At 48.5% G+C, this 22,746-nt stretch carries 18 protein-coding genes and 1 tRNA gene; 11 read left to right on the top strand and 8 right to left on the bottom strand.

Annotation, left to right across the window (positions count from 1 at the left end):
- Window positions 1-58 precede the first annotated feature (58 nt).
- From OEV79_00640 to OEV79_00610, 7 genes are all read left to right on the top strand, one after another.
- The gene (locus OEV79_00640; protein MDH4209946.1) at window positions 59-2,110 is read left to right on the top strand and encodes an ATP-binding protein; all 2,052 of its coding nucleotides are present in this window, start codon (window positions 59-61) and stop codon (window positions 2,108-2,110) included.
- Entirely contained in the window at window positions 2,107-3,438 is a 1,332-nt protein-coding gene (locus OEV79_00635) for a sigma-54 dependent transcriptional regulator (GenBank protein ID MDH4209945.1), read from the top strand. Before OEV79_00640 ends, OEV79_00635 begins: the two co-directional genes overlap by 4 nt.
- Before the next feature lie 205 nt (window positions 3,439-3,643).
- The gene (locus tag OEV79_00630) at window positions 3,644-4,588 is read left to right on the top strand and encodes an acyl-CoA dehydratase activase-related protein (GenBank protein ID MDH4209944.1); all 945 of its coding nucleotides are present in this window, start codon (window positions 3,644-3,646) and stop codon (window positions 4,586-4,588) included.
- Window positions 4,585-5,697 (top strand): 2-hydroxyacyl-CoA dehydratase, encoded by a 1,113-nt coding sequence (locus OEV79_00625; GenBank protein MDH4209943.1) that lies wholly within the window; start codon window positions 4,585-4,587, stop codon window positions 5,695-5,697. The genes OEV79_00630 and OEV79_00625 overlap by 4 nt, the downstream gene beginning before the upstream one ends.
- Before the next feature lies 1 nt (window position 5,698).
- Window positions 5,699-6,643, top strand: a complete 945-nt coding sequence (locus OEV79_00620) for an acyl-CoA dehydratase activase (protein ID MDH4209942.1) — start codon at window positions 5,699-5,701, stop codon at window positions 6,641-6,643.
- Window positions 6,644-6,761: 118 nt separating this feature from the next.
- Entirely contained in the window at window positions 6,762-7,799 is a 1,038-nt protein-coding gene (locus tag OEV79_00615; protein ID MDH4209941.1) for a DUF1028 domain-containing protein, read from the top strand.
- 89 nt (window positions 7,800-7,888) lie between these two features.
- Window positions 7,889-9,004 (top strand): alkaline phosphatase family protein, encoded by a 1,116-nt coding sequence (locus tag OEV79_00610; GenBank protein ID MDH4209940.1) that lies wholly within the window; start codon window positions 7,889-7,891, stop codon window positions 9,002-9,004.
- A gap of 229 nt (window positions 9,005-9,233) precedes the next feature.
- Here OEV79_00610 and OEV79_00605 read toward each other — a convergent pair whose 3' ends face one another.
- On the bottom strand, window positions 9,234-11,165 hold the full coding sequence (locus tag OEV79_00605) for a M1 family aminopeptidase (protein ID MDH4209939.1): 1,932 nt from the start codon (window positions 11,163-11,165) through the stop codon (window positions 9,234-9,236).
- Between the two features lie 267 nt (window positions 11,166-11,432).
- On the opposite strand from OEV79_00605, the gene OEV79_00600 reads away from it, so the two are divergent.
- Complete coding sequence (locus OEV79_00600; protein ID MDH4209938.1) at window positions 11,433-13,583, top strand: carbohydrate binding family 9 domain-containing protein; 2,151 nt, start codon at window positions 11,433-11,435, stop codon at window positions 13,581-13,583.
- Between the two features lie 284 nt (window positions 13,584-13,867).
- Here the strand turns inward: OEV79_00600 and OEV79_00595 are convergent, their stop codons facing one another.
- A complete protein-coding gene (locus tag OEV79_00595) occupies window positions 13,868-15,301 on the bottom strand; it encodes a sodium/proline symporter (GenBank protein MDH4209937.1) in 1,434 nt (477 codons plus the stop codon).
- Between the two features lie 814 nt (window positions 15,302-16,115).
- Between OEV79_00595 and OEV79_00590 the strand changes: the two genes are divergently transcribed.
- The 3 genes from OEV79_00590 (at window position 16,116) to OEV79_00580 (ending at window position 18,835) form a co-directional block, all read left to right on the top strand.
- Window positions 16,116-16,889 carry an ABC transporter ATP-binding protein gene (locus OEV79_00590; GenBank protein ID MDH4209936.1) on the top strand — a complete coding sequence of 258 codons (774 nt, stop codon included), beginning with the start codon at window positions 16,116-16,118 and terminating at the stop codon, window positions 16,887-16,889.
- The gene (locus OEV79_00585) at window positions 16,879-17,673 is read left to right on the top strand and encodes an ABC transporter permease (GenBank protein ID MDH4209935.1); all 795 of its coding nucleotides are present in this window, start codon (window positions 16,879-16,881) and stop codon (window positions 17,671-17,673) included. The genes OEV79_00590 and OEV79_00585 overlap by 11 nt, the downstream gene beginning before the upstream one ends.
- A 334-nt stretch (window positions 17,674-18,007) precedes the next feature.
- On the top strand, window positions 18,008-18,835 hold the full coding sequence (locus OEV79_00580) for a hypothetical protein (protein ID MDH4209934.1): 828 nt from the start codon (window positions 18,008-18,010) through the stop codon (window positions 18,833-18,835).
- Window positions 18,836-18,883: 48 nt separating this feature from the next.
- Here the strand turns inward: OEV79_00580 and ffh are convergent, their stop codons facing one another.
- From ffh to OEV79_00550, 6 genes are all read right to left on the bottom strand, one after another.
- A complete protein-coding gene (gene ffh / locus OEV79_00575; GenBank protein MDH4209933.1) occupies window positions 18,884-20,179 on the bottom strand; it encodes a signal recognition particle protein in 1,296 nt (431 codons plus the stop codon).
- Window positions 20,164-20,814 (bottom strand): ribulose-phosphate 3-epimerase, encoded by a 651-nt coding sequence (gene rpe / locus OEV79_00570; protein MDH4209932.1) that lies wholly within the window; start codon window positions 20,812-20,814, stop codon window positions 20,164-20,166. Before rpe ends, ffh begins: the two co-directional genes overlap by 16 nt.
- Window positions 20,811-21,515 carry a PASTA domain-containing protein gene (locus tag OEV79_00565; GenBank protein MDH4209931.1) on the bottom strand — a complete coding sequence of 235 codons (705 nt, stop codon included), beginning with the start codon at window positions 21,513-21,515 and terminating at the stop codon, window positions 20,811-20,813. The genes rpe and OEV79_00565 overlap by 4 nt, the downstream gene beginning before the upstream one ends.
- The gene (locus OEV79_00560) at window positions 21,512-22,240 is read right to left on the bottom strand and encodes a PASTA domain-containing protein (GenBank protein MDH4209930.1); all 729 of its coding nucleotides are present in this window, start codon (window positions 22,238-22,240) and stop codon (window positions 21,512-21,514) included. The genes OEV79_00565 and OEV79_00560 overlap by 4 nt, the downstream gene beginning before the upstream one ends.
- A gap of 46 nt (window positions 22,241-22,286) precedes the next feature.
- Window positions 22,287-22,375 (bottom strand) — tRNA-Ser (locus OEV79_00555).
- Between the two features lie 36 nt (window positions 22,376-22,411).
- Window positions 22,412-22,603 carry a twin-arginine translocase TatA/TatE family subunit gene (locus OEV79_00550; protein MDH4209929.1) on the bottom strand — a complete coding sequence of 64 codons (192 nt, stop codon included), beginning with the start codon at window positions 22,601-22,603 and terminating at the stop codon, window positions 22,412-22,414.
- Window positions 22,604-22,746 lie beyond the last annotated feature (143 nt).

Below are 22,746 nucleotides of genomic sequence, written 5' to 3'. Positions count from 1 at the left end.
CTGGTCCTCTTGACAAAAAAGATCAACCGGATAGACTAGTAAAAACGGAGTAGAGTAAATGGAACTTGACGTAAAAGTACTGGCTGCTATCTTAAGCGCTGTAATAAATCTGATACTCATCATCTTCGTTTCACTGCATAATCGCCGTCACATATTGTATCGATCCTTCTTACTGATATGTTTTTGTCTTTTCGTATGGAATATAAGAGTCATCGTATCGCGAAATTTCCAGGTCAGCGATGCGAATCCGATCTACGCGATTCTTATCATGCATATCTTCTATATGTCGGCGACGGCTTGTCTTTATGTATTACCAGTAGCCACACTCCAATTCACTGCCGCTTTTATTGGACTTGAATCAAAGTACATCTTCAACGCCGTGAGAATCACCTACCTTACTGCATTTTGTTTATCGATCATCTATGCGCTGGAGATATTATCGGCAACGGCGTATGACTACATATTATGGATGTTCACTTTACCGTTATTTGTTGCGTCATTTTTACTGATAGGAAGAGCATACCTCCGCTCGCAGCGACCCCTAGAACGTACGCGACTGGCTATTCTACTCACTGCCGGCTCGATCGGTGTTACCGGCGCTATCGCTGAAGATATCATGACCGCCTCAGGGGTCAATGTAGGTGGATTGGGTAATATCGCAAACGCTGCATATTCACTGCTTGTGGCAACTTGCTTGTTTCGCCATCGGCTCTTCGACATACAGGTGACGACAAGGCGAACGCTCAGCTTCGCTCTCGTGACGGCGCTGCTTTTTGCCGGTTCTTATCTCCTCTCGGTTATCTTGCATCCCCTGATTCCTCTGCCCTACGTCTATATCTTCATCACCGCATTATTGCTGCTTCTGTTCGCAAGGAGACTCATGATCTCAGTCGAGAAAATTCTGTTCGGGAAATCCAAGTACCTGTCTCAGACAGTCGACGAGATACGCTATGCCCTTGACGAGGCGCGCGGCATAAACGACCTTCTTAGGACCTCGGTCGATATAGTCATGGAGAACATGGGAGTCAACAGGTGCATCTGCATAGGAAGGAACGAAATCACCGGGCAATATCAGTATTACTGGCCGCCAGCTACGGACATTGATCGTATGGTAAAATCCCGATCCTTTAATGATCTGACCACCTGGATTGCCAGGCGTCACACGGACGAGCCACTGGTATACGACGAACTTCTGCACACCATGCGTTTTGGAGAACAAACTCAAATTGACAGGAGGAAGATCGCACAAGTTATTGCCGATATGAAAACGCTCGGATATGAAGTATATGCACCTTTTGCGCTCGATAACCGATTCGAGGGCGTGATGTGCCTCGGTGAAAAGACGAATGGGCAGGTATTTACGGGGTCTGACATTCGTTTTATCAAACTCCTTTCATACAATTGCGTGTTGCGGTTTCAGCATCTCAAAATGCTCGAGAGAATGCGGCAACTGGAACAACTCGCTACCTTGGGTGAAATGGCAGCATACGTCGCCCACGAGGTAAAGAACCCTCTGACAATCATTCGCTCCTCGGCACAAATCATAGAATCTGGCAACAATGACTTCAAAGGATCACGCATTATTATTGAAGAATGTGACCGGCTCAACCGTGTAATCACACGGATGCTCGACTTCTCCAAAGCAGCAAAGCCGGTTCCGCGCTGCATCAACATCGCAGAAGAAGTGAATAAGAGATCAAAGGAGATGATACGTTCTTGTGAATCGAAACAACTGAAATTATCAATCAATTGTCCGTCAAAATATTACAGGATAAGGTTCGATGAGGATCACTTAAGGCAGGTATTGGACAACCTTCTGCTCAACGCAATAGAAGCTGCCCCCCCAGATGGAGAGATCGATATAAAGATTTCTGAAGAAAATAGCCATATAAAGGTGGCTATTTCCGACAACGGACCGGGAATTAGTCACCTAGACAAAGGTGATATTTACCGTCCTTTTTACACAACAAAACCCGGAGGGATAGGTCTCGGCCTGCCGATCACTAACCGCTTAATTGAACTCAATTGCGGATCCATGTCTATAGAATCGCTTCCACACAGAGGTTGTATCGTAACGCTGAAACTCCCCAAATGGAGGAAAGAAAAGTGACAAAGGACCAAATTCTCATAGTCGATGATGAAGAAAATATGCGCTCAATTCTTGCACGGTTATTGACTTCGGCAGGATATGCCGTACTGACTGCCGCAGGCGCAGCAGAAGCAATGAAACTAGTTAACAAACACGCCGTCGCCTTAACGATAACCGATCTCGTTATGCCGGGGACCGATGGCATGCAACTGTTGATCGCATTGAAGGATACCGACCCATCGATGCCCGTGATCATGCTCACCGCATACGGAACGATCGAAACGGCCGTAGCGGCCATGAAAAAAGGTGCATACGACTATGTGCTCAAACCATTCGACAACGATGAAATTCTGTTTGTAGTCAAGAAGGCGATTTCCTCCAATGATTTCCGTCGGTGCAAATGGTATCGTGGCGCGTCTGGAAACCTCTTGATCGGCACCAGCGAAAAAATGACGCGCATCTACGAATTAGTGGACAAAATAGCGGACAGCATGGGAACTGTTCTGATCAGCGGTGAGACTGGCACGGGCAAGGAATTGGTCGCGCGTGAAATCCACCGCCGAAGTTCACGGGGTGAAGGACCTTTCATCTGCGTTAACTGTGCAGCACTACCTGACACACTGCTCGAATCAGAGCTGTTCGGCTACGAGAAAGGCGCTTTCACCGGAGCCATCAATTCAAAACCAGGCAGGTTTGAACTAGCTCACGGTGGAACTATCCTGCTCGACGAAATTGGAGACATGAGCCTGCTCATGCAGACCAAACTGCTCAGGGTCTTGCAGGACAAAATGGTTACCCGGCTGGGTGGTACGGAGTCTAACGAGATCGCTGTGCGTATCATTGCCTCAACGAACAAGGATATTGAAAGAGCCTGTCATGAAGAGCAATTCCGGCAGGACCTGTATTATCGCATAAATGTCCTGAACATCAGAATCCCCCCACTCCGTGAACACAAAGAAGACATACCGGATATCGCGCATTACTTCATCGAGCACTACACTAAAAGGGACAATCGACCGGTCCAGACGATCGCGCCGGAGTCTATGACTCAACTACTGGCTTACGACTGGCCCGGAAATGTAAGGGAACTGGAGAATACGATCGAACGCGCGGTCGTCCTCTCCAAAGATCGCGCAATTGAAATAGAAATTCCGGGTTTGTCTAAACCCATCACAGAAGAAAGCAAGAGCCTGCGAGATTCTCTGCGCTCAACGACACAGGAGGTCGAAAAGCAGGCGATCGCCAACGCCCTAAGAGAATGTAATGGCAACAGGAGTAAAGCTGCAAAGAAATTGGGAATATCAAGGAGGACAATAATAAATAAAATAAAACAGTACAATATGACGTAGATCGCCGAAGCGGTATATTGTAGATCATTACGTAGCAACAAGGAAGGATAAATGTGAAATGCGATGCACGGTTTGGTACTCATAGTGCGCACAAATTTGCACATCGTCTTGTCATGTTGTAGATAAAATACTCGGAATATCAAATAAAAATAGAACATGCCGTCTCGACTTGCCTGGGCACCGATATTGCAACTAAGAAAGATAGATGAAATCAGGAATGACTATCGGCATACCGCAAGCACTCGGTTATTACTACTACCAACCGCTATGGACTACTTTCTTTGATGACCTCCAGTGTCAAGTAGTCACGAGCGGACAAACCGACCGGAACAAGCTGGATAGCGGGATAAATATTGCTCCAGGCGAAACTTGCCTACCATTGAAATGCTATTTGGGGCACCTCATTTCGCTGACAGACAAAGCCGATTGCATATTCGTGCCGCGATTGGTGTGCCTTAGCAGGCAACCCGGGATCAGGCTCGGCTGCCCCAAAATGATCGGCCTGCCCGACATGACAAAAGCATTGGTGCCCGAGGCACCTGTCGTGACAATGGATATCGATCTAAGACAGGAGAGTGAAGAGGCATCTTATGTGAATTTGGCAAGAAAACTGGGCTTCTCTGAACGACGTGCACAGATCGCGTACGAACATGGTATTGCAGTGTCTCTCAAACAGCAGGAAGAAAGGATAGCGGCCGCGCGCTTGACCACGACCGCGAAGGACGATCTGGTCATCGGCCTGATGGGCCATGCTTATTTGCTCGAGGACGATTTCTTGAATCTCCACCTGAAGAAGAAGATCCGCGAAACCGGAGCACAAATCATTAGCTGCCATGATCTGCCAGACGACAACATCGAACCTCTGACGAACAGCGTCAAACCATTGAGTTGGTATTTCGAAAACCACATACTGAACGCAGCAAAGTATTTCTATGACGACATAAGCATCTCGGGCATAATATACTTGTGCAGCTTCGGCTGCGGCGCGGCGTCGATCACTCACGAAATCATTGAACTCGAGATAGCTCCCCAGCATTCAACGCACTTTCTAAAGATCGTCCTCGACGAGCACACAGGAGAAACCGGAATAATGACCCGAATTGAATCATTCGTGGATATGGTCAATCTGAAAAGAGAAAAAAAGTTATGAAAGTAGGATTTCAGCACATGGGGAATCTGAACATTACCCTAACTGCCCTGCTCACAAACCTGGGGTGTGAAGTTCTCCAGGGACCCAGGCCTAACAAGAAATCACTCGACATCGGTGTGCGCTACGCTCCAGAATTGGTGTGCCTGCCTTTCAAGGTGACCCTGGGAGATATGTTCGGTGCGCTCGAGCAGGGCGCTGACACCTTACTATTCATTGGCGGTGGTAACTGGTCTTGCCGGTACGGATACTACGGCAGGATACAGTGTTCCATCCTCCGCCGCCTCGGATTCACTTTCAGAAGCATTTTCGTGGGACATCAAGATGTCAAATTCGTGATATCAGAGATACTCCATCTGAACCATGACAGCTGGACAACGGCACTCAGAAAATGGACCCGAGGTTTTGCGGTTGCCTGGCACAAATCAAAACTGGTCGATCAGGTCGAATCCCTTGCCCGGCAAATAAGGCCGCTTGAAAAAACCGGGGGCGAGTGTACGGCGCTTGAACGCACGCATCTAAGAAAAATCCGCGTGGAAAGCAGTATTTTGAGACTTAGAAAAATGCGAAAAGAGATCCAAGAAGATTTCGACAGTATCGAAATGATTGAAGCCTATGTACCACCACGCGTCATGGTCGTCGGTGAATCTTATTGTGTGATTGAACCATTTGTGAATTTCGACATCATTGAAAATCTCGGCAACCTCCGGGTTCAAGCCGAACCATTCCTGACTGCTCACCGGTGGCTTTTCTATCACACGATGAGAATAAATGACGACCATGGTCTTCCGCGCAAGGAAGCCAAATCTCTTGCTCAGCCAGTTTGGGCATATAACGCCGGAGGCGAAGACCAACTCAGCATTGGGTACACAATAATGGCGGCGAAAAGAGGATTCGATGGTGTGGTTCACCTTATGCCTTTTAGTTGTATGCCCGAAACTGCGGCCTTGCCGGTATTCGAAAGAATATCCAAATCATATTCACTACCGCTTCTCAACATTTCACTCGATGAACACACCAGCACCACGGGAGTAAGGACCAGAATAGAGGCATTCGTTGATATGCTACTACATCGCCGCAACAGAGCTGCAGGAATCCGCAAAGGAGCATAAGATGAAATATTACCTGGGTGTTGATGTTGGTTCCATCTCGGCAAAAGGAGTGATCATTGATGAAGAATACGACGTAGTTGCTGAATGCTATCTGAGGACCCTGGGGCGTCCGATCGAATCAATAAAAAAAGTGCTCGATCAAATCAAAACAGAGACTTCCAGTTGTTTTCATATCGCCGGTGTCGGCACTACAGGTTCGGCGCGCCGTCTCGCAGGCGTAATGCTAGACGCGGATGTAGTGAAGAATGAGATCATTGCCCACGCAATTGCCGCGTGCCACTTTTTCGAAGATGTAAATACAATAATCGAAATAGGTGGACAGGACTCAAAATTGATAATAATCCGGGAATCGATCCCCGTGGATTTTGCCATGAACACAGTTTGTGCGGCCGGAACGGGGTCTTTTTTGGATCACCAGGCGATCCGTCTCGGCTTACCCATTGAAAAATTCGGGAAACTAGCCTTGGCAGCAAAGAATCGGGTGCACATTGCTTCGCGTTGCACGGTATTTGCTGAAAGTGACATGATACACAAAACCCAACTTGGCATCGAGCGCAATGATATAGTAGCCGGACTGTGTGCTGCAATAGTACGGAATTACCTGAATGTACTAGCCAAGGGCAAAGAGATAGTACCACGTATTCTCTTTCAAGGAGGTGTTGCCGCAAATGAGGGAGTCAGGGTTGCATTCGAAAAAGCACTCGGTCTGAACATAGAAGTCCCCAGGCATTTTCTCGTCATGGGCGCGATTGGTGCCGCTATACTCTCATGCACAAGATCGAATGGCGAAACGAAATTCCCGGGATTCGACCGTTGCCTCGAGCAGGAATTCGAATCGCGCGGGTTCGAATGTCACGATTGCCCGAACCAGTGCGAAATCGTAGAGATGGTCAGGGACGATAAGATCATCACCCGTTATGGCAGCAGGTGCGGCAAATGGGAGTAGTGCGTAACTTGTAGACTTAGAACATTAGACAGCTCCGGCCCGTTTGCCGCACTATCAATTCCTTCCGCATAACCATTGACAAAGAACCGCACACCGCTAACATTATACAGGAGGTCATATGCTGAATGTGGCAATATTAATAATCTGCTTATCTGGTTATGGAACGTTTTCAATCGTCGCCATGGATCCAGAGACCAATGAGTTCGGTGTCGCCGTGGCATCGAGAGTGCTTGACGTGGGATATATCGTGCCGTGGGTGGAAGCCGATGTCGGCGCGGTGGCGACGCAGGCATATTCAAATCCTTATTTCGGACCATGGGCGCTTGAAGAATTATCCAAAGGGAAATCGGCGGCCGAGGCAATGCGTGCTATTCTCGAGAAGGATACTCTGCCCGAGGACCGTCAGATAGGCATCGTGGACAAGAATGGTCAATCCGTTTCACATACCGGTGCCAACACGACGGTATGGGCCGGACACAGAAACGGACCCAACGTTGCCGTGCAAGGTAACATACTGACCGGCCCCGAGGTCGTTGACAGCATGTTTGCCGTCTATACACGAACCGAAGGCCCACTCGCCGAACGTCTGCTCTCAGCTCTTGAAGCTGGAGAAAAGGCGGGCGGCGACAGCCGGGGTAAGCAATCCGCATCGCTCGTCGTCGTGACGAACCGTGGCGGCTACCTGGGTGCTGATGACCGCCTGGTCGATCTGAAGGTCGTCGACCATCAGGAACCGGTTCAGGAATTGCGCCGTCAATACGAGTTGTGGCAGTATGCCTTCATGGCACCTGCATACCTCAGACTCGCCGATGAACAAAAGGACAAAGAAGACCTGTTTCTAAAAAAAACCCACGCGCTCCTAACCAAGGCATTGCAGAGTGAGCTTGAATCACCCGAAGTGTACAACAGTCTTGCATGGGAGTTTGCACTGCTCAAGAAATATCCAGAAGAAACACTTCAGGCTGCGAAAAAAGCACACGCCTTAGCACCTGATGATGCCAACATAATGGATACTTTGGCTGAAGCATACTACGCTGCCGGCAATTATGAAGAAGCGGTAAAATGGGAAGCAAATGCACTAAAAATTGAGCCCGAGAACGCATTTTTTCTTGGGCAGTTAGAGAAATATAAGAAAGCGCTATCCGAAAAGAAATAATAGGAACGGATATCAAACATTTTCGAAATAGATAACCAGTAACAGAAATGCATTTGCCTAACTACAAAAATGGTAGCATTGTTAATCTGATGAGTTCGATCCTCAAAGCATATGGCGAAGACCCTACATACAGACCTCTAAAAAATCTGGATGTCGAAGCCCTGAAACGATCGACGAACATCATCCTGTTCGTCATCGATGGGCTGGGCTACGAATTCCTTATGCAGCACGGCAAAAACAGTGTTCTAAACAAATATCCGAAGCAGAAAGTCACGTCTGTGTTCCCCTCAACGACCGCAACTGCGATCACCACTTTTGCGACCGGACTGGCGCCGCAACAGCATGCGATCACCGGCTGGTTCATGCACCTCAAAGAAATGGGGTCCGTGGTCAAGATACTGCCATTCACTCCACGCCAGAGCGACCGCGCTCCGGGATTTACAGACACCAGCATGCAAAGCATTTTGGAATGCGATCCAGTATCATCAATGATCCGTGCGGATAATTTCTTTTTTTTCCCTCATTATCTGCATGGGTCAGCCTACACGCGTGCAACCTCGAGAGGAGCGGAAATGATCGCTTACGACTCACTGTCAGATTGCCTGGCCAATATCGCCAAAACAGTCAAAGACAATAGAAGAAAGAAGTTTCTGTATGTTTACTGGCCGGAATTGGACACGATATGCCATAGCTTCGGTGTCGGGAGCCCTGAGGCAAGCACCCACTTCAAAGAACTGGAAAGGAACATCGACAAACTCATTCGTGCACTCAAAGGCTCAAGAACCACGATGTTGGTAACATCAGATCATGGATTGATCGACACGGAACCAGAAGACTTCATAAACCTCAACGAACATCCAGACCTTGCCGCCACGCTCACACTGCCACTGTGCGGTGAACCACGGGTCGCTTACTGCTACGTCCACCCATCACGCGTCAGGAGATTCCGTGAATATGTCTCCGCGAAGCTTTCACGTTTCTGCACCTTGCACAGCAGTCAAGGATTGGTCAGAAAGAACTTCTTCGGTCTTCACCAACCGAATGCAAAACTCCTCGACCGCGTTGGCGACTATGTCTTGATAATGAAGAACAAGTACATTATTAAGGATTTTATCCTGGGTGAAACCGAGCATTTCCTTAAGGCAAACCACGGCGGAGTGAGCAGAGAAGAAATGCACGTGCCCCTGATCAACGTCTCCTGTTAGACGGTAAGCCCGGTTTCCGGCTTCAGGCACGAATCAGCAGACACTATCTTCTACCCTGTAAAGATAATTGAAATACATTTCGTACTGGCATCATTTCATTGTTTTAGCAATTGACAAAACTATGAATTGACCTAGGCGGGATGGACAAAAATCTTTACTCTGTGCGACGATGGAGTGCTCGATAAGACTTACCGCAATTCCGATTATTTCAAGACGCCCAACCGTGCCGCTACTTCACGACAATTAACTTCTTGACGATGTCATCATGGTCGGTTTTCAACCGGCAGAAATAGACCCCGGCACGAAGTCCGCCGATCTCAATTTCATGACTACCCGGCGTTCGATTTCCGGCCTCGACCACGCTCACCAACCTGCCGCCAACGTCATAGACAGATATCTTTACCTCTGTGCTGCGATTAAGAGTAACATTCAGAACCGGGTTGCGCGCCGGGTTGGCGGCAAAAGAGAATTCACTAAGTGGCATTGTTCCCGTCAATTCATTCACACCCACAAAAACTTGACACGTCTTGAGTAACCACAGGTCTGGATCGACCTCTATCGATGTCACGGAATCAGGAAGTGTGACCGAGTAACTCTGCGGAGCAGTATTGACCGGTACCGTAACGATGGTATCAGAGCCAGAAACGTGAAGCATGATCTCGACCGGCATGTGGAAGATCGGTGCGTTATTCTGCACCTGATGTATCAATATTGTAGTTTCATAATCGCTTCCATCCGGCTCGCATTGCCAGTAAACACGATATTCTGGATGTCCCTGGCCGTAGATCCATTCATCGAAGAACCAGGTCAAGTCAGTTCCATACACAAAAGAAAAAACGGCATTCAAATCGTCAGTACTTGCGTTACCATACTCAAAAGAATCCCGGTAAACAGCAATTGCTGGGCAGTACGCATCCTGATCGAGGTAACGGAGCATGTGCATTACCCATGATGCTTTGCAGTAGGTATAGCCATAATCGAATAATTCGCTCAGCGGGGGGTCATACAGCGGATGGCGCCACTGCTGGTCTGACTGGAAATAATTCTGAGCGCGGCTCGCCATCAGACTCAAGAAATCATTATGCCCGAACCGATACCAGATGTAGTTCGCGTCACTGTAGGTCGCGTAACCCTCGTTCAGCCAGATGTCGCGGAAATCAATACACGTTACCATATCGCCCCACCACATATGAGACAGTTCGTGGGCCATGCCCCTTTCTGATTGATTCAATAACCATGTCCGATGGATAGTGGACAGTTCCTGATGTTCCATGCCGCCCCAGGCATACGGATACACCACGTCCTGACCGTACCGGTCGAAGGGATACGCTCCGTAGAGCGAATCGAAGAGATACATTGCATCGGGCAAGTATTGAAATGACACCATTGAAAAAGCCGAGTCTTCGGGCCACATGAAATGTCTTATCTCCACCGTGTCGCCCGAGTTGCTGTAATACCAGTCTGACCACTGTGCATAATTGGAGACACCGAAATGCATGAGGTAGGTACTCACTGGATAGTCCTCCTGCCACGTGTACGTCTTCGTGTTATTCGGATTATTCACAACACCGGTGAGCTCGCCGTTGGCACAAACCACAAATGTATCAGGTACTGTCACCGAAAAGATGCAACCGTAGTCCGCCTTGTCGTAAGGTTCATCATAGCACGGCATCCAGCGCCGGGCATCCCATGGTTCACCAAGAGTATACGCCAAAGCATGGAGGGTGTTCGAGTTGTAGTTTCTTGGATAATAGACGAACCCGGTCTGAGAATAGGTAACGCTCCACGAACCGTGATAACCCACCAAAATATCGAACGAGTCGCCCATGTTATAGGTCTGGGGCAAGTTTATAGCCAACGATTCTCCTGCTGCCGAATAGGTAGCAGCAACCCCGTCGACAAAAATCGAATCAATGGACAGTGTGTAGCTGTGTAAAATAGCAGTACTCAGACCATTCTCCGTGCTCCGGCACGAAATCGTATTGACTCCCTGCATGCTGCGCTCGGTCATGGGAACGGTGATGTCGAGATCGTATTTCAGCACATCGTAAGCATGTATCGACTCGGCACGCGCAACTTGACGGTAAACTTCAGGATGAAAACACTTTCCCTCGACATTATCAACACCCCACTGGGCTATGACAAAGAGCAAAAAAACCATATATCCTCCTTAAATTTATGAGTAACACAAACGAGTTATCAAAAAAGAGTATATGGACTGCCGTGACCATGTCAACATACATAAGAGCGGTTCGATCTAACTTGACATAAGGGTGAAACATTTGTACATTTCATGCGTATTAATTATAAATGATTCTCTTGCCTGAAGGGTATGGTTGGTCCTGCGTCAACATCCAGGGTTATGACCAGCAGGAGAAAGCATAATTTTCTGTATTTTTCGCTGTGACACTAGTTTCAGGGAGGTTTCATGCACTATGTGCTAATGTTCTTTCTTATCTTCGCGGAAAGAAAATCGGTTGAGGTGCGCTATACAGAGATTGCACCCCAGATCGACGGATTCATTGAAGAAACATGGATGGCAGCTGATTCGGCTTACGACTTTGTGCAATTTATGCCCTATGAGAAAACCGCACCGACTGAAAGAACGGTCGTATATGTATTGCAGGATAAGGATAACCTGTATATTGCATTTCGATGCTATGCGGACAGCATAAAACCTATCGCCTGTTTGACCGCGGATGAAGATGACATAAGGATCGGCATCGATACGTTCGGCAGCAAGAACGCCGCCTACTATTTTCAACTCTTTGCAAGTGAGATTTACCATGATGGTTGGGTGCTCGATGACGGGCGTACCTTTGATGACTCATGGGAAGGCGTCTGGTACAAGGCGCTGAAACTATACGATGACCGATGGGAAGTTGAGGTCAAAATACCGTTCAAGTCCATACGGTACAAGAAAGGCCTTGACGAGTGGGGCATTGAGTTTGCCCGTTATATGGCACAGAACCGTGAGATTAGCGCCTGGAATGAACATCTCCAGAAAGAAGATGTTAAGGTTTCAAAATACGGTACCCTGAAGAGCATAGATCCCCAGGCAGTTGGATATTATTTCGAGCTATATCCGGAGGCGTACTTAAGGATCGATCGGCAATACTATGAAGGTGATTCAGTAGCGACCCACAAAAAACCGAGCGTTAGTCTTAACCTCAAATGGGACGTCACGCCACAGGCAACTATCAACGCCACAGTCCTTCCCGACTTCGCGCAAATCGAATCAGATCCATTCTCCCTCAACCTATCACGGTACCCGATCTATCTGGATGAAAGACGACCTTTCTTTCTGGAAGGACAGGAAATATTCAGAATGGCGGATTTTGGAGACATGGGATTCTTCGATCCGCTTGAGATATTCTATTCCCGGAGGATCGGCAAATCCGTGAATGACGATGCCGTGCCGATCCTGGGCGGGCTCAAAGTCACCAGCAAATCCCGGGACTGGAACCTCGGAATGCTGGGTGCCTACACAGATTCGTATCTGGATACGGTGCTTCACAATATCGACGAACCAAATCGCTGGTTTGCAGTAATGAGAGCAAAACACGCGGTTCTCGAGAATTCACACATCGGCGCATTGTTCAGCGGCATGGCCGCGGACAAGGACGATCACAATTACGCGTTCGGCCTCGATGGCGCTTATCTCAAGGGAGCGAATCAATTAGTAGTTCAAGGTGCGGTGAGCAGTAGAAAAGATTCGCTGCGCGACAAATCCGGATGGGCATTTGATGCCGGGTATTTTGGTTTTGTCAAAAACTTCATTGTTTTTACCTCGGCGCGAGTGGTCCAGGATTCTTTTGACGTCAGCCATATTGGATTCGTACCATGGGTCGGTGAGAAACGGCTAATGTTGATGACCGGCCCTTATAAACAATACCAGAGAGGAGCGATCAGCAATTTCTTCATCGTCCCGGGCATCGTGGCAACTCAGGAACCGGGCGTTTCAGATTGGTCATTGGCCGGTATCGTCGAGTGCAATTTGCAGTTCCGCAGAGATTGGGGATTTGATATTGGCGTTAACGCCGGACGGCATTATGAAGCGCCTATGGATACGGTGATAAGTTATTTCTCACGCGAATTTAACTCGTCGTTCTGGGGACGACTATTTAACCAGAACATAGACTTTGATTTCAACTATTCATACGGGTGGAACTACTCACGTGGCTATCTCGGCTATCAAGGTGAAAACAGATTAACGTATAACTACTCACTAATCCCGCAGGTTCGACTGGGCCTTACATCGTATTTGTGGATCGAATGGGATCCTGACAATCAGGTAGAAGCGATCTGGCCTATTTTCAGGCCAAACATTGACATTGCGTTCAATGCGGACATGAACCTGCGTATCTTTGACGAGATCGTCACCCAGACACCGGGTTCGGATTTGGGTGAACTGGAATATCTCTGGAACCGTATCGGTGTTCTTTTCTCCTGGAATTTTATGCCCAAATCATGGATATACATAGCCCTGAACGACCACCGCGTGCAGGATGAATTTGGCAATTTGCAGCCGTCATACCAGATCGGCGCGATCAAGGCAAAATATCTTATATATTTCTGAGCGATGACCGGGCCATTTCGAACGCATTCGTAATCATATTTCGTTCTTCGTATTCGGGCAACTCGCACTCTTGCGTGACATCGCATTCGTATTACGTTTTTCGGTTTCGAAAAGCGGTACGTTGTTGAAATACGGGTTGGGTTTCGTGCCGTAAGATGCTTCTCGACTCGCTGCGCTCGCTCGAAGAATATAGGCGCGTTATTGTTCGAGCGTAGTCGAGAACAAAGAAGTTGCCAAAAGTCTCAACCTCGTATCTTCTGAATTTCCTATCTTCTCGGTGGTCGTCATCCCCAGATCCGGCTGATGTGTTCTGCAGAGAGTTTGGGCGTGGCATGGCTGACCAGAACCATCAGCAGAAATCCAACGATGATTCCAGGAATAAAACCATGAACGCCAAAAGGGTTGCCGGCGATCATCCAGAAAAGAGCGGTCACACAACCGCCGACCATAGAGGCAACACAGCCACATTTAGTCGCTCCTCTCCAATATATCCCGAAAAGGATCGGCCAGAGGGTTGTCGAGGCGATCACTGCCCAGGCAAAAGCGGTCAGCGTTAAAACGAGTGCCGGTGGCCTCAACGCAATGACCAATGAAACGAATCCAATAACGACGCTGCCTATTTTACCCCAGAAAAGACTCGTCTCCTTGGCGACGTCCTTTCTTATGCCTTTCTTGATAAGGTCTTGAACCATCGAGCTCGAAAGAATGATCAATACCGACGAAAAAGTCGACATCCCGGCAGCAACGACACCCGCAAGAACGATCGCTGCACCGAAGGGAGAAAGAATCGTCTTGACCAGGGTGGGAATCGCAAGGTCCGGGTTCGAGAGCGATGGGAATAAAGTACGGGCAATAGCTCCATTGAAATACGGAAGTAGCGCCATGCATGTACCGACAGTAGCTACAACCGTACCGATCTTTAATACTTTCAAATTTTTTATCGAATAGAACCGTACAACGAGCTGCGGCATGCCCCATACTCCGAAACTCACGATCAAAGCAAATGAAAGCAGCCCGGGCCAGCCCCAGACACCAGGGGTTTGTAACAGACCGGGATCAATTGAGGCCAGGGCGCTGTTTGCCGCGGCAATCCCACCTACCCTTTGTACTGCAAACACGGTAAGCACGATCAACCCGATACCCATGACCCAGGCCTGAATGAAACTCGTCCAGACGACAGCAAGATAGCCGCCGATAGACACATAGAACAAGATGATGATACACGATATCAGAACACCGTAGACATAAGGGATGTTCATGAGCACTTCAAAGATATGCCCCATGCCTTTGAGTATGCTTACATTGTAAATGATCATGAAAAGAACGATGATGATGGCCGAGAAGATACATGCAAAATCCGACTGGAAACGTTCGCCGATAAAACCGGGAATAGTCATTGTTTTCAGACGCTGAGTAAATATTCTTATTCTGGGGCCGAGCACGATCCAGGCTACGGTACAACCCAACAGAACATTGATCGCACCGATCCAGAGTGTCGACATGCCGAACATGTATCCGAAACCACCGCCGCCGATGATCACAACCGAACTGAAGTACGCAGCGACAAAAGAGAGTGCGGTCACCCACGGGCCAATCTGACGCCCACCAATGTAGAAATCCTCCACGCTTTTCGTCCTGCGGCCGGTGATAAAACCAACCAGCACGAGTACCGCAAGATATGCAAGGAGTATCAATGTGTATACCAGGGGCTCACTCATCTTCGTCTCCAGGTTTGAAGATCCAGATCGCCCAGATAATACTGAACAATACGCATCCAAATGCTACAATCCATGCAATGAAAGTCAGCCAGGGTGTGTTGAACGGTCCCATCTTTCACCTCCGTTGAATGATCATGCAATGATACATGGAGCGGTATCCGTTGTCAACCACGAAACCGTTCGTTTCGTTTAGCTCGTTATTATCGCTAACTTCGTTAATCCCGTTAATGTCGTTTGGTTCGTTATTCTCGCTAATATCGTTAGTGGTGCTGAAAAGAAATTTCGAAATTCGAATTGCGAAATGCGAAATTAATACAAGACGTTATTATCGTCAGTGTCGTTATTATCGCTAATTTCGTTAATACCGTTAGTCCCGCTAATACCGTTGTTTTCGTTCGGTTCGTTATTCTCGTTATCCCCGTTATTCCCGCTATTGCCGTTCCTTTTCTCACGTTCTTAGTATCTTATCTTCTCAACTTCTGCCCTTCTCCGTTTCTCCGATTCACCGATTCTCAGATGAGTGTCTTCAGCGCCCCACCGCGCGGAGCGCTCAAACCGACTGCAGGTCCTATACCGCTTTTCTGTCGGCGTCTTCAAGCATGTCATATCTTGACAATCAACATTTTTTCGTTATAATGAAGACTATGAGAAATTGGACGGCAAATTGCGGAAGCGAGACGGGTATCTGTACCCAATCTCTCGCTACTGCTTTTTATCAGGGGGTGAAGTCCACCTGAGTTGTCGATATATTTTTTTCGAACGCCGTGGGCTTCCCCCACGGCGTTTTTTTTTCACGAAGTGAGGAAGGAGGTATATGGAAGCTGTAAAGTGTGAGGGTTTGGTTAAAACCTTTGGCAAGAACGGGCGTAAGATCTCGGCAGTCAACCGCATAAGTTTCGCGGTCAAGAGAAGAGAAGTGTTCGGTATTGTCGGACCAAATGGTTCGGGTAAGAGCACGCTCATCCGCATTCTTTCTACACTGCTGATCCCGGACGCTGGAAGTGCTCACATATTCGGCCATGACGTCGTGCGCGAATACGGTGCAGTCCGTCGACTCATCAACAGAGTAAGTGTCGATGCGGCTTTCTTCAAGGGCATTTCAGCCTGGGAGAATCTACGTTACGCTGCACGCCTGTATGGATTAGGAAAAAAGGATGCAAAAGAGCGGTCACTTGACATCCTGGGCAGGCTCGGGTTTGCCGAGAAACGGCTACACGAGCCACTTGAAGATCTGTCGCGCGGTATGCAGCAGAAGGTAGCGATCGCACGGGCATTCTTCACGGCGCCAATGTTATTGCTTCTGGACGAACCGACAACCGGCCTCGACCCGCGCTCCAAACTGGATGTACAGAACTATGTTCGTGAGTCAATGACTGGCAGCGGAAATGATTTGACGATCATTCTTACTACCCACGATATGCGAGAGGCCGAGGTGCTGTGCGACCGTGTTGCGATTATCATTGATGGCCGTTTTGTCACCCTGGGCAGCCCACTGCAATTAAGGAACAATTACGGGAAACCGGCTCTCGAGGATGTCTTTCTTGACCTTACCGGGCGTGAATGGAAGGAGATAGAGGATGAATATTAGAACTCATACATATGGATCGATCGCTTTTGTGGAGCGCAATTTTGCGCTGGTGCGGCGTTACATCGGTTGGGAAGCCGTATTCCTGTCCTATAACGTCGTGAATGCTCTTGCGATCGGACTGATTGGCGCACGCATCGGAAAAGAAATGGTCATGTATCTTGTGGTAGGCGCAATGGTCTGGGGATTTCTTTCCATTCTGTTCCACGAAATATCCGAGTCGATCGCCTGGGAGCGCTGGGAAGGTACGATAGAGTATACTTTTATGGCACCGATCAGCCGCTTTACACATTTGATCGGCAACTGTCTCTGGGCGGTTGTATACGGCGTAATTCGCAGCAGCCTCATACTGATAATCATCGTATTGTTCTTCGGTATTTCGATCAAGGGTGCAAACCTGCCGGGCTTGCTTGTTGTCCTGATTGTCTCCGGATTGTCGTTTGTTGGTCTGGGGCTTATTGCTGCAGTGCTACCCCTGCTCTCTACTGAAAAAGGCGCTTATGCGACTCATATCATGGAAGCCGGGCTGCTTCTCATCTCCGGTGTTTATTACGAGATTGACGTGTTGCCGGTCTGGATTCGTCCATTGAGCTATCTTTCACCAGCCACCTACACACTTCGATCAATGCGGGCCGCACTATTGGACGGCGCCGGATTCGGCGAACTGTTGCCGGTTATCCTGCTTCTTCTGGTAACTGGATTGTTACTCATTCCGGTTGGCATGTTGGTCTTTAGCCGTGCAGAGTACTACGCAAAGAAAAAAGGCAAGCTGAAGCGTTCGGGATAGTCGTCCCACGTACAATACTGAAGACACATCCGCAGTAGGGATTGAAGACACGCTACGCTGAAGAAATGGAGCGGGGAATCCAGCCCTGCCGCTCCACGCAATCCGTCATTGCGAGGAAGCCGCAGGCGGATGCAGCAATCTCCACGTCCAGCTTTCATTGCGAGTCCTGCGTAGCAGGACGCGGTAATCTCCGCAAGTACGCAATATTAACGGGATTAACGATACTAACGAAATTAACGAAAGTAACGGGAATAACGCATATAGCGTCTCAAGTTTGTGCTTGACAAAACAGAATAGATGTATACAATAGACTTAAGTTTCGAAAGGAGGCACAATGAAGCGAAAATTGTTTGTTGCGATGGTTCTGGTCATGGCAGTTGTCATCAGCCAGTGCTCAAAAGAAACGGATGAAGATGCGATAATGAATCTGATTGAGGAAGATACGATATGGTTCAATCCGAACAGCGAAGTGGATTCAACCTCTGGTGGTGATCGGGACACCCTGGTCATCTGGTGGCGCGGCGCGCAAACCCACGATGATCCGATCATCGAGATCCAGATCACCGGAGATTCGGCATGGGTATCGTACAGCCGTGGGAACTTCGGGCACTTCTACTCTCTCGCGAAAATCGATACCATGCCTTGGGTACTCTGGGACAAGAATCTATCAGAGACGGCGCAAGTGCGTGCGGTCTTTATGCGCACCGGTGAAGAATCCGACGAAAACCGGGGCTGGGAACTCGACAAGATCTCCCTGGCTTTTGGGCAGTCGAATACCGTCAGTACGGTAGCGATCGACAGCCTGCGCGTCACCACTATGACCGAGGCAGTTGACGTTCTGATTACTGATCCCCTGAACACTTACTTCGCTCTTGATGAACTCATAACATTTCAGTCCGGTGAACAGGTTACTCTGACCCTCTACACTAATGTTGAAGACGGACACGCATTTCTCCATACTTTCATATTGGCCTGGCCATTCTATGTGCGCCTGCCTTTCACCAACATGGGTGGCGGCGTGTATCAGGGGACATGGAATGCCCAACTCGTCGCGATCCCGCGCTTTGCTATCTTCGACCTAATATCCCATTCAACGATCTTCACTGAAGAAGGACCTTATGATTTCAACGGATGGCTACTGCCATACATGATCGGTCAATAGATCTATGAGTCCAAACAAAAAAAGGGGAGCACACGCTCCCCTTTTTCTTTATATCTTAAAAGGCATCTTCATGGGCATGCCCTTGCCGAACTTCTTGAGCATATCACGGGCAAGGAAGAATTCCTTCAGCATTTTGTTCACATCCGCAACGGTCGTACCGCTGCCCGCGGCGATCCTTCGCTTGCGTGAACCATCGATGACTTCTGGATGAAGCCGCTCCCGGCGGGTCATGGAATTGATCATTGCCTCCATTCGCTTGAACTGCGCCTCATCAATATCGCTCTCCTTTACGCCAGGCATCATCGCAGCGATCTTTGAAAGAGGCCCAAGTTTTTTGACCGCACCGAGTTGCTCGAGAAAGTCTTCCAGATTCAGTTCCCCTGTCATCACCTTCTTCTTTATCTTCTCCTGATCTATTTCTGCCTCTACTGTCTTCACTTTCTCGACCAGACTCATCACATCACCCATGCCCAAAATGCGCTGCGCCATGCGATCGGGATGGAAATCCTCGAGTCCGTCCAGTTTCTCGCTGGTGCCGACAAAGAAAATTGGAACATCTGCCACGCGCATAATAGATAGCGCCGCGCCGCCACGGGCGTCGCCATCCATTTTCGTTAATATTGCGCCATCCAACCCGAGTTTTTCATTGAACATGCTAGCCTGATTGACCGCATCCTGCCCGCTCATACCATCGGCAACCAATAACCGAAGATGCGGTTTGAGCGCTCGATGGATGTCCCGTATCTCTTCAATGAGCGGTTCGTCAATATGTAATCTTCCGGCCGTATCAATTATGATAACACCGTATCCCTTCTCCCCTGCAAGTTCCTTTGCCCTTTTGACGGTTGCGACAGCACTATCTTTCTCAAGAGGGATCATCGGTGCATTAGCTCGCTGGGCAAGAAGCTTCAGTTGCTGAACCGCGGCCGGCCTTTTCGTATCGGCGGGGACGAGCAATGGATTCCGGTTACGGTACTTTGCCGCCAGCTTCGCAGCGGTGGTGGTTTTGCCCACACCCTGCAAACCGATCAGGCTTATAACGGTAAACCCATCCTTTTCAAACTCAATGTGTCTTGTTGTCTTACCCAGGAACTCCACCAATTCTTCGTATACTGCCTTAATGACAAGGTCGCCCGGCTTCAAGCTCTTGGACAACTCGAGCCCTTTTGTCTTCTCTCCAAGCCCGGCGATGAAATCTTTTACCACCCGGTAATTCACATCCGCTTCAAGCAGCGCAATTCTGATCTCCTTGAAAACGCCATCGAGTTCCTGGCTGGTGATCCTGCCGTAACCGAGGATCTTACGCTTAACGATCTGGAAGCGATCTATTAACCCTTCGAACATCTTAATACCTCAATGGCCTTTGCATAATCGGGGGCTTTAAAAATCCCTGCACCGGCAACAACTATATCTGCACCTGCACTGCAGACCTGCGTCGCGTTCACATCATTAATACCGCCGTCCACTTCGACAAGACAATGGAATTTGTGTTTAGTGATCCATTTTTTTGCCTCTTTGATCTTAGGCAACACATCTGGCATGAATTTCTGACCATAGAAACCAGGGTTTACGGTCATGATCAGCAGATAGTCGAGCATCTCCACATAACCCCTGACTGCCTCGAATTTCGTCCCCGGGTTTATAGCAAGTCCCGCTTTCACCTTCCGCCCCCCAATGTATTCAATGCAGTGCTTGGTTTTATCTGTGGCTTCACAGTGAAAGGATATCCAGTCCAGACCGGCATCGATGAACTGTTTCAGATAATTTTCCGGCTTCGTTATCATCAGATGTGCATCCAGCTCAAGCTGAGTTAGTTCATTTATTGCCTCAACTACCATCGGACCGAAAGTAATGTTGGGTACAAACACACCATCCATAACATCCAGATGCAACAGATCAGCACCAGCCTCTTGTACGCTTCTTATTTCGTTCTGGAAATCAGTGAACTTTGCGGCGATTATTGAAGGCGCAACTTTCACTTGATCACTATGAGTGTTACCGTGTCCCCGCTTTCTACAATACGCTCAGGCTCGGGGCTCTGAACGATAATCGTACCTTTGCCGCCACTCCCCTGGACTTCTTCTATCTTACCGATGACAAGTCCAATTCTTTCCAGGATCACCTGCGCGCGGCTCAATTGTTGACCAACGATGTTTGGCATTCTCTTTATCAATCCCTTGCTGAGAACTACTCTGATACCATCACCCTTCTTCACTTCTGCATCAGCTTCCGGAATCGTCTCGATGATCTTGCCGATCTCCATCGAATCTGAAAAAACGGAATCCACTTTCGCGACAACTAGACCGATCTTCCTGATGATCGAAACGCCCTGTTCATAATTGACTCCCGATAGGTAGGGCACACTTATGGTCTCAGCCCCCAGGCTGACCGTAAGATTTATTATCCGCCCTTTCTTCACACGTGCATCGGGAAGCGGTTCCTGAATGATAGTATTTCCTTCTTCAATAATGCGGTCAAATCTCCGCTCGACAACCACACCTTCCAGTCCAGCGCTCTTTAGCTCATCGATAGCACCGTCCAAGGGAAGATTACAGACGTTGGGAACAACAACTTCTTCGCCTCTCCCGACCAAAAGCGGCATAATCAGAAAATTCGCAAGGAGTATACCGACTATGAAAAAAGCAAGGATGATAGCAGAGTAGATTACTGCTCTTCTCATTCGAGAACCGTAGCTACAACCAGGTCGACAGCCGACCCCTTGCTTGCCTGCCTTCCCGCTGCCGGGTTCTGGCTCATCACTATGCCCACATTGAATTCTGTACTGACCTCGTATCTGACATTACCTACTACAAAACCGCTGCTTTCGATTATTCTCTTGGCAGACGAAAAGGATTTCCCAATACACCTCGGCACTTCCGCGGTCTGCACACCTCGACTGAGTATAACGGCGATCTTTTCACCTCTTCTGACCTTAGTACCTGCAGCCGGTATTGTTGAGATTATTCTATCTTTCTGAATCTCAGCATTCTCCTCACTCTTCACTTCCCCGATATTCAATCCCAGTTCTGTCAGCCGTACCGTAGCTTCGCTCAAACCCTCACCGCGTAAGTCCGGTAGGACTATTTGGCTCGATCCTTTCGACAAAAACACGGTAATGGTCGACCTGTTTTTGACTACCGACCCAGGCAGTGGTGTCTGCCGGCAGATCAGATTAGGAGGTACTTCTTCGTTTTCCTCTTGTCCACCGACAACAAGCAACAAATCACGTGATTCCGCTATGACCCGCGCTTGTTCCTGATTTGAACCAATCACATCGGGGACTACCTTATCTGCACCTCTTCCCGCAAAAGGAAGCACAAAAAAGAAGACTGCGCAGACGACAACTGAAGTGAGTAGCGAAACAAAGAAAGAAACCAGAAAGATCCTCGTGCCATTATAGTACATGTTTCTCCTTTCTCACTTTGTGTTCTTGTTTCTTACCATCTTAGTCCGGAGAGGGCGGGATTTGAACCCGCGATCCACCTCTCGGCGGATACACGATTTCCAGTCGTGCTCCTTAGGCCGCTCGGACACCTCTCCACCATGCCTTTATCTATGGGGAACACCGAAGGAAGACTAATCCTCCTTCGCGCTTTTTGTTTCCTCGTCCTTTCCTGGTTCTAATGGTTTGTCGATTTCGCTCAGGCCTTTTTTGAATTCTCTAATACCCTTGCCCAACCCACGCGCGAGATCAGGGATTTTTTTCGCACCGAACAGCAACAGGGCAATGAGTAATATTAGTAGAATTTCCTGCCAACCAATATTCATAATTACCTCTTTCGAAATTATACTAAAATCACAAAAAATGTCAACCATAATATTATTCCTGCTTCCTCAGAGTCCCGCGCAATTACATGTTTTACAATAAAGTAATCACCAGCGCGGTCCAAAGCCAAAGGTATTGACAAGGT

The organism is candidate division WOR-3 bacterium (assembly GCA_029858255.1).
Lineage (GTDB): Bacteria > Hydrothermota > Tepidihabitantia > SM23-42 > SM23-42 > SM23-42.
This window is presented reverse-complemented; position numbering and strand designations above follow the sequence as displayed.

Excerpts from the sequence above, each read along its gene's own strand:
- OEV79_00640 (MDH4209946.1), top strand. The coding sequence starts at position 59 with ATGGAACTTGACGTAAAAGTACTGGCTGCTATCTTAAGCGCTGTAATA.
- OEV79_00630 (MDH4209944.1), top strand. The coding sequence starts at position 3,644 with ATGAAATCAGGAATGACTATCGGCATACCGCAAGCACTCGGTTATTAC.
- OEV79_00625 (MDH4209943.1), top strand. The coding sequence starts at position 4,585 with ATGAAAGTAGGATTTCAGCACATGGGGAATCTGAACATTACCCTAACT.
- OEV79_00620 (MDH4209942.1), top strand. The coding sequence starts at position 5,699 with ATGAAATATTACCTGGGTGTTGATGTTGGTTCCATCTCGGCAAAAGGA.
- OEV79_00615 (MDH4209941.1), top strand. The coding sequence starts at position 6,762 with ATGCTGAATGTGGCAATATTAATAATCTGCTTATCTGGTTATGGAACG.
- OEV79_00610 (MDH4209940.1), top strand. The coding sequence starts at position 7,889 with ATGAGTTCGATCCTCAAAGCATATGGCGAAGACCCTACATACAGACCT.
- OEV79_00605 (MDH4209939.1), bottom strand. The coding sequence starts at position 11,165 with ATGGTTTTTTTGCTCTTTGTCATAGCCCAGTGGGGTGTTGATAATGTC.
- OEV79_00600 (MDH4209938.1), top strand. The coding sequence starts at position 11,433 with ATGCACTATGTGCTAATGTTCTTTCTTATCTTCGCGGAAAGAAAATCG.
- OEV79_00595 (MDH4209937.1), bottom strand. The coding sequence starts at position 15,301 with ATGAGTGAGCCCCTGGTATACACATTGATACTCCTTGCATATCTTGCG.
- OEV79_00590 (MDH4209936.1), top strand. The coding sequence starts at position 16,116 with ATGGAAGCTGTAAAGTGTGAGGGTTTGGTTAAAACCTTTGGCAAGAAC.
- OEV79_00585 (MDH4209935.1), top strand. The coding sequence starts at position 16,879 with ATGAATATTAGAACTCATACATATGGATCGATCGCTTTTGTGGAGCGC.
- OEV79_00580 (MDH4209934.1), top strand. The coding sequence starts at position 18,008 with ATGAAGCGAAAATTGTTTGTTGCGATGGTTCTGGTCATGGCAGTTGTC.
- ffh (MDH4209933.1), bottom strand. The coding sequence starts at position 20,179 with ATGTTCGAAGGGTTAATAGATCGCTTCCAGATCGTTAAGCGTAAGATC.
- OEV79_00565 (MDH4209931.1), bottom strand. The coding sequence starts at position 21,515 with ATGAGAAGAGCAGTAATCTACTCTGCTATCATCCTTGCTTTTTTCATA.
- OEV79_00560 (MDH4209930.1), bottom strand. The coding sequence starts at position 22,240 with ATGTACTATAATGGCACGAGGATCTTTCTGGTTTCTTTCTTTGTTTCG.
- OEV79_00550 (MDH4209929.1), bottom strand. The coding sequence starts at position 22,603 with ATGAATATTGGTTGGCAGGAAATTCTACTAATATTACTCATTGCCCTG.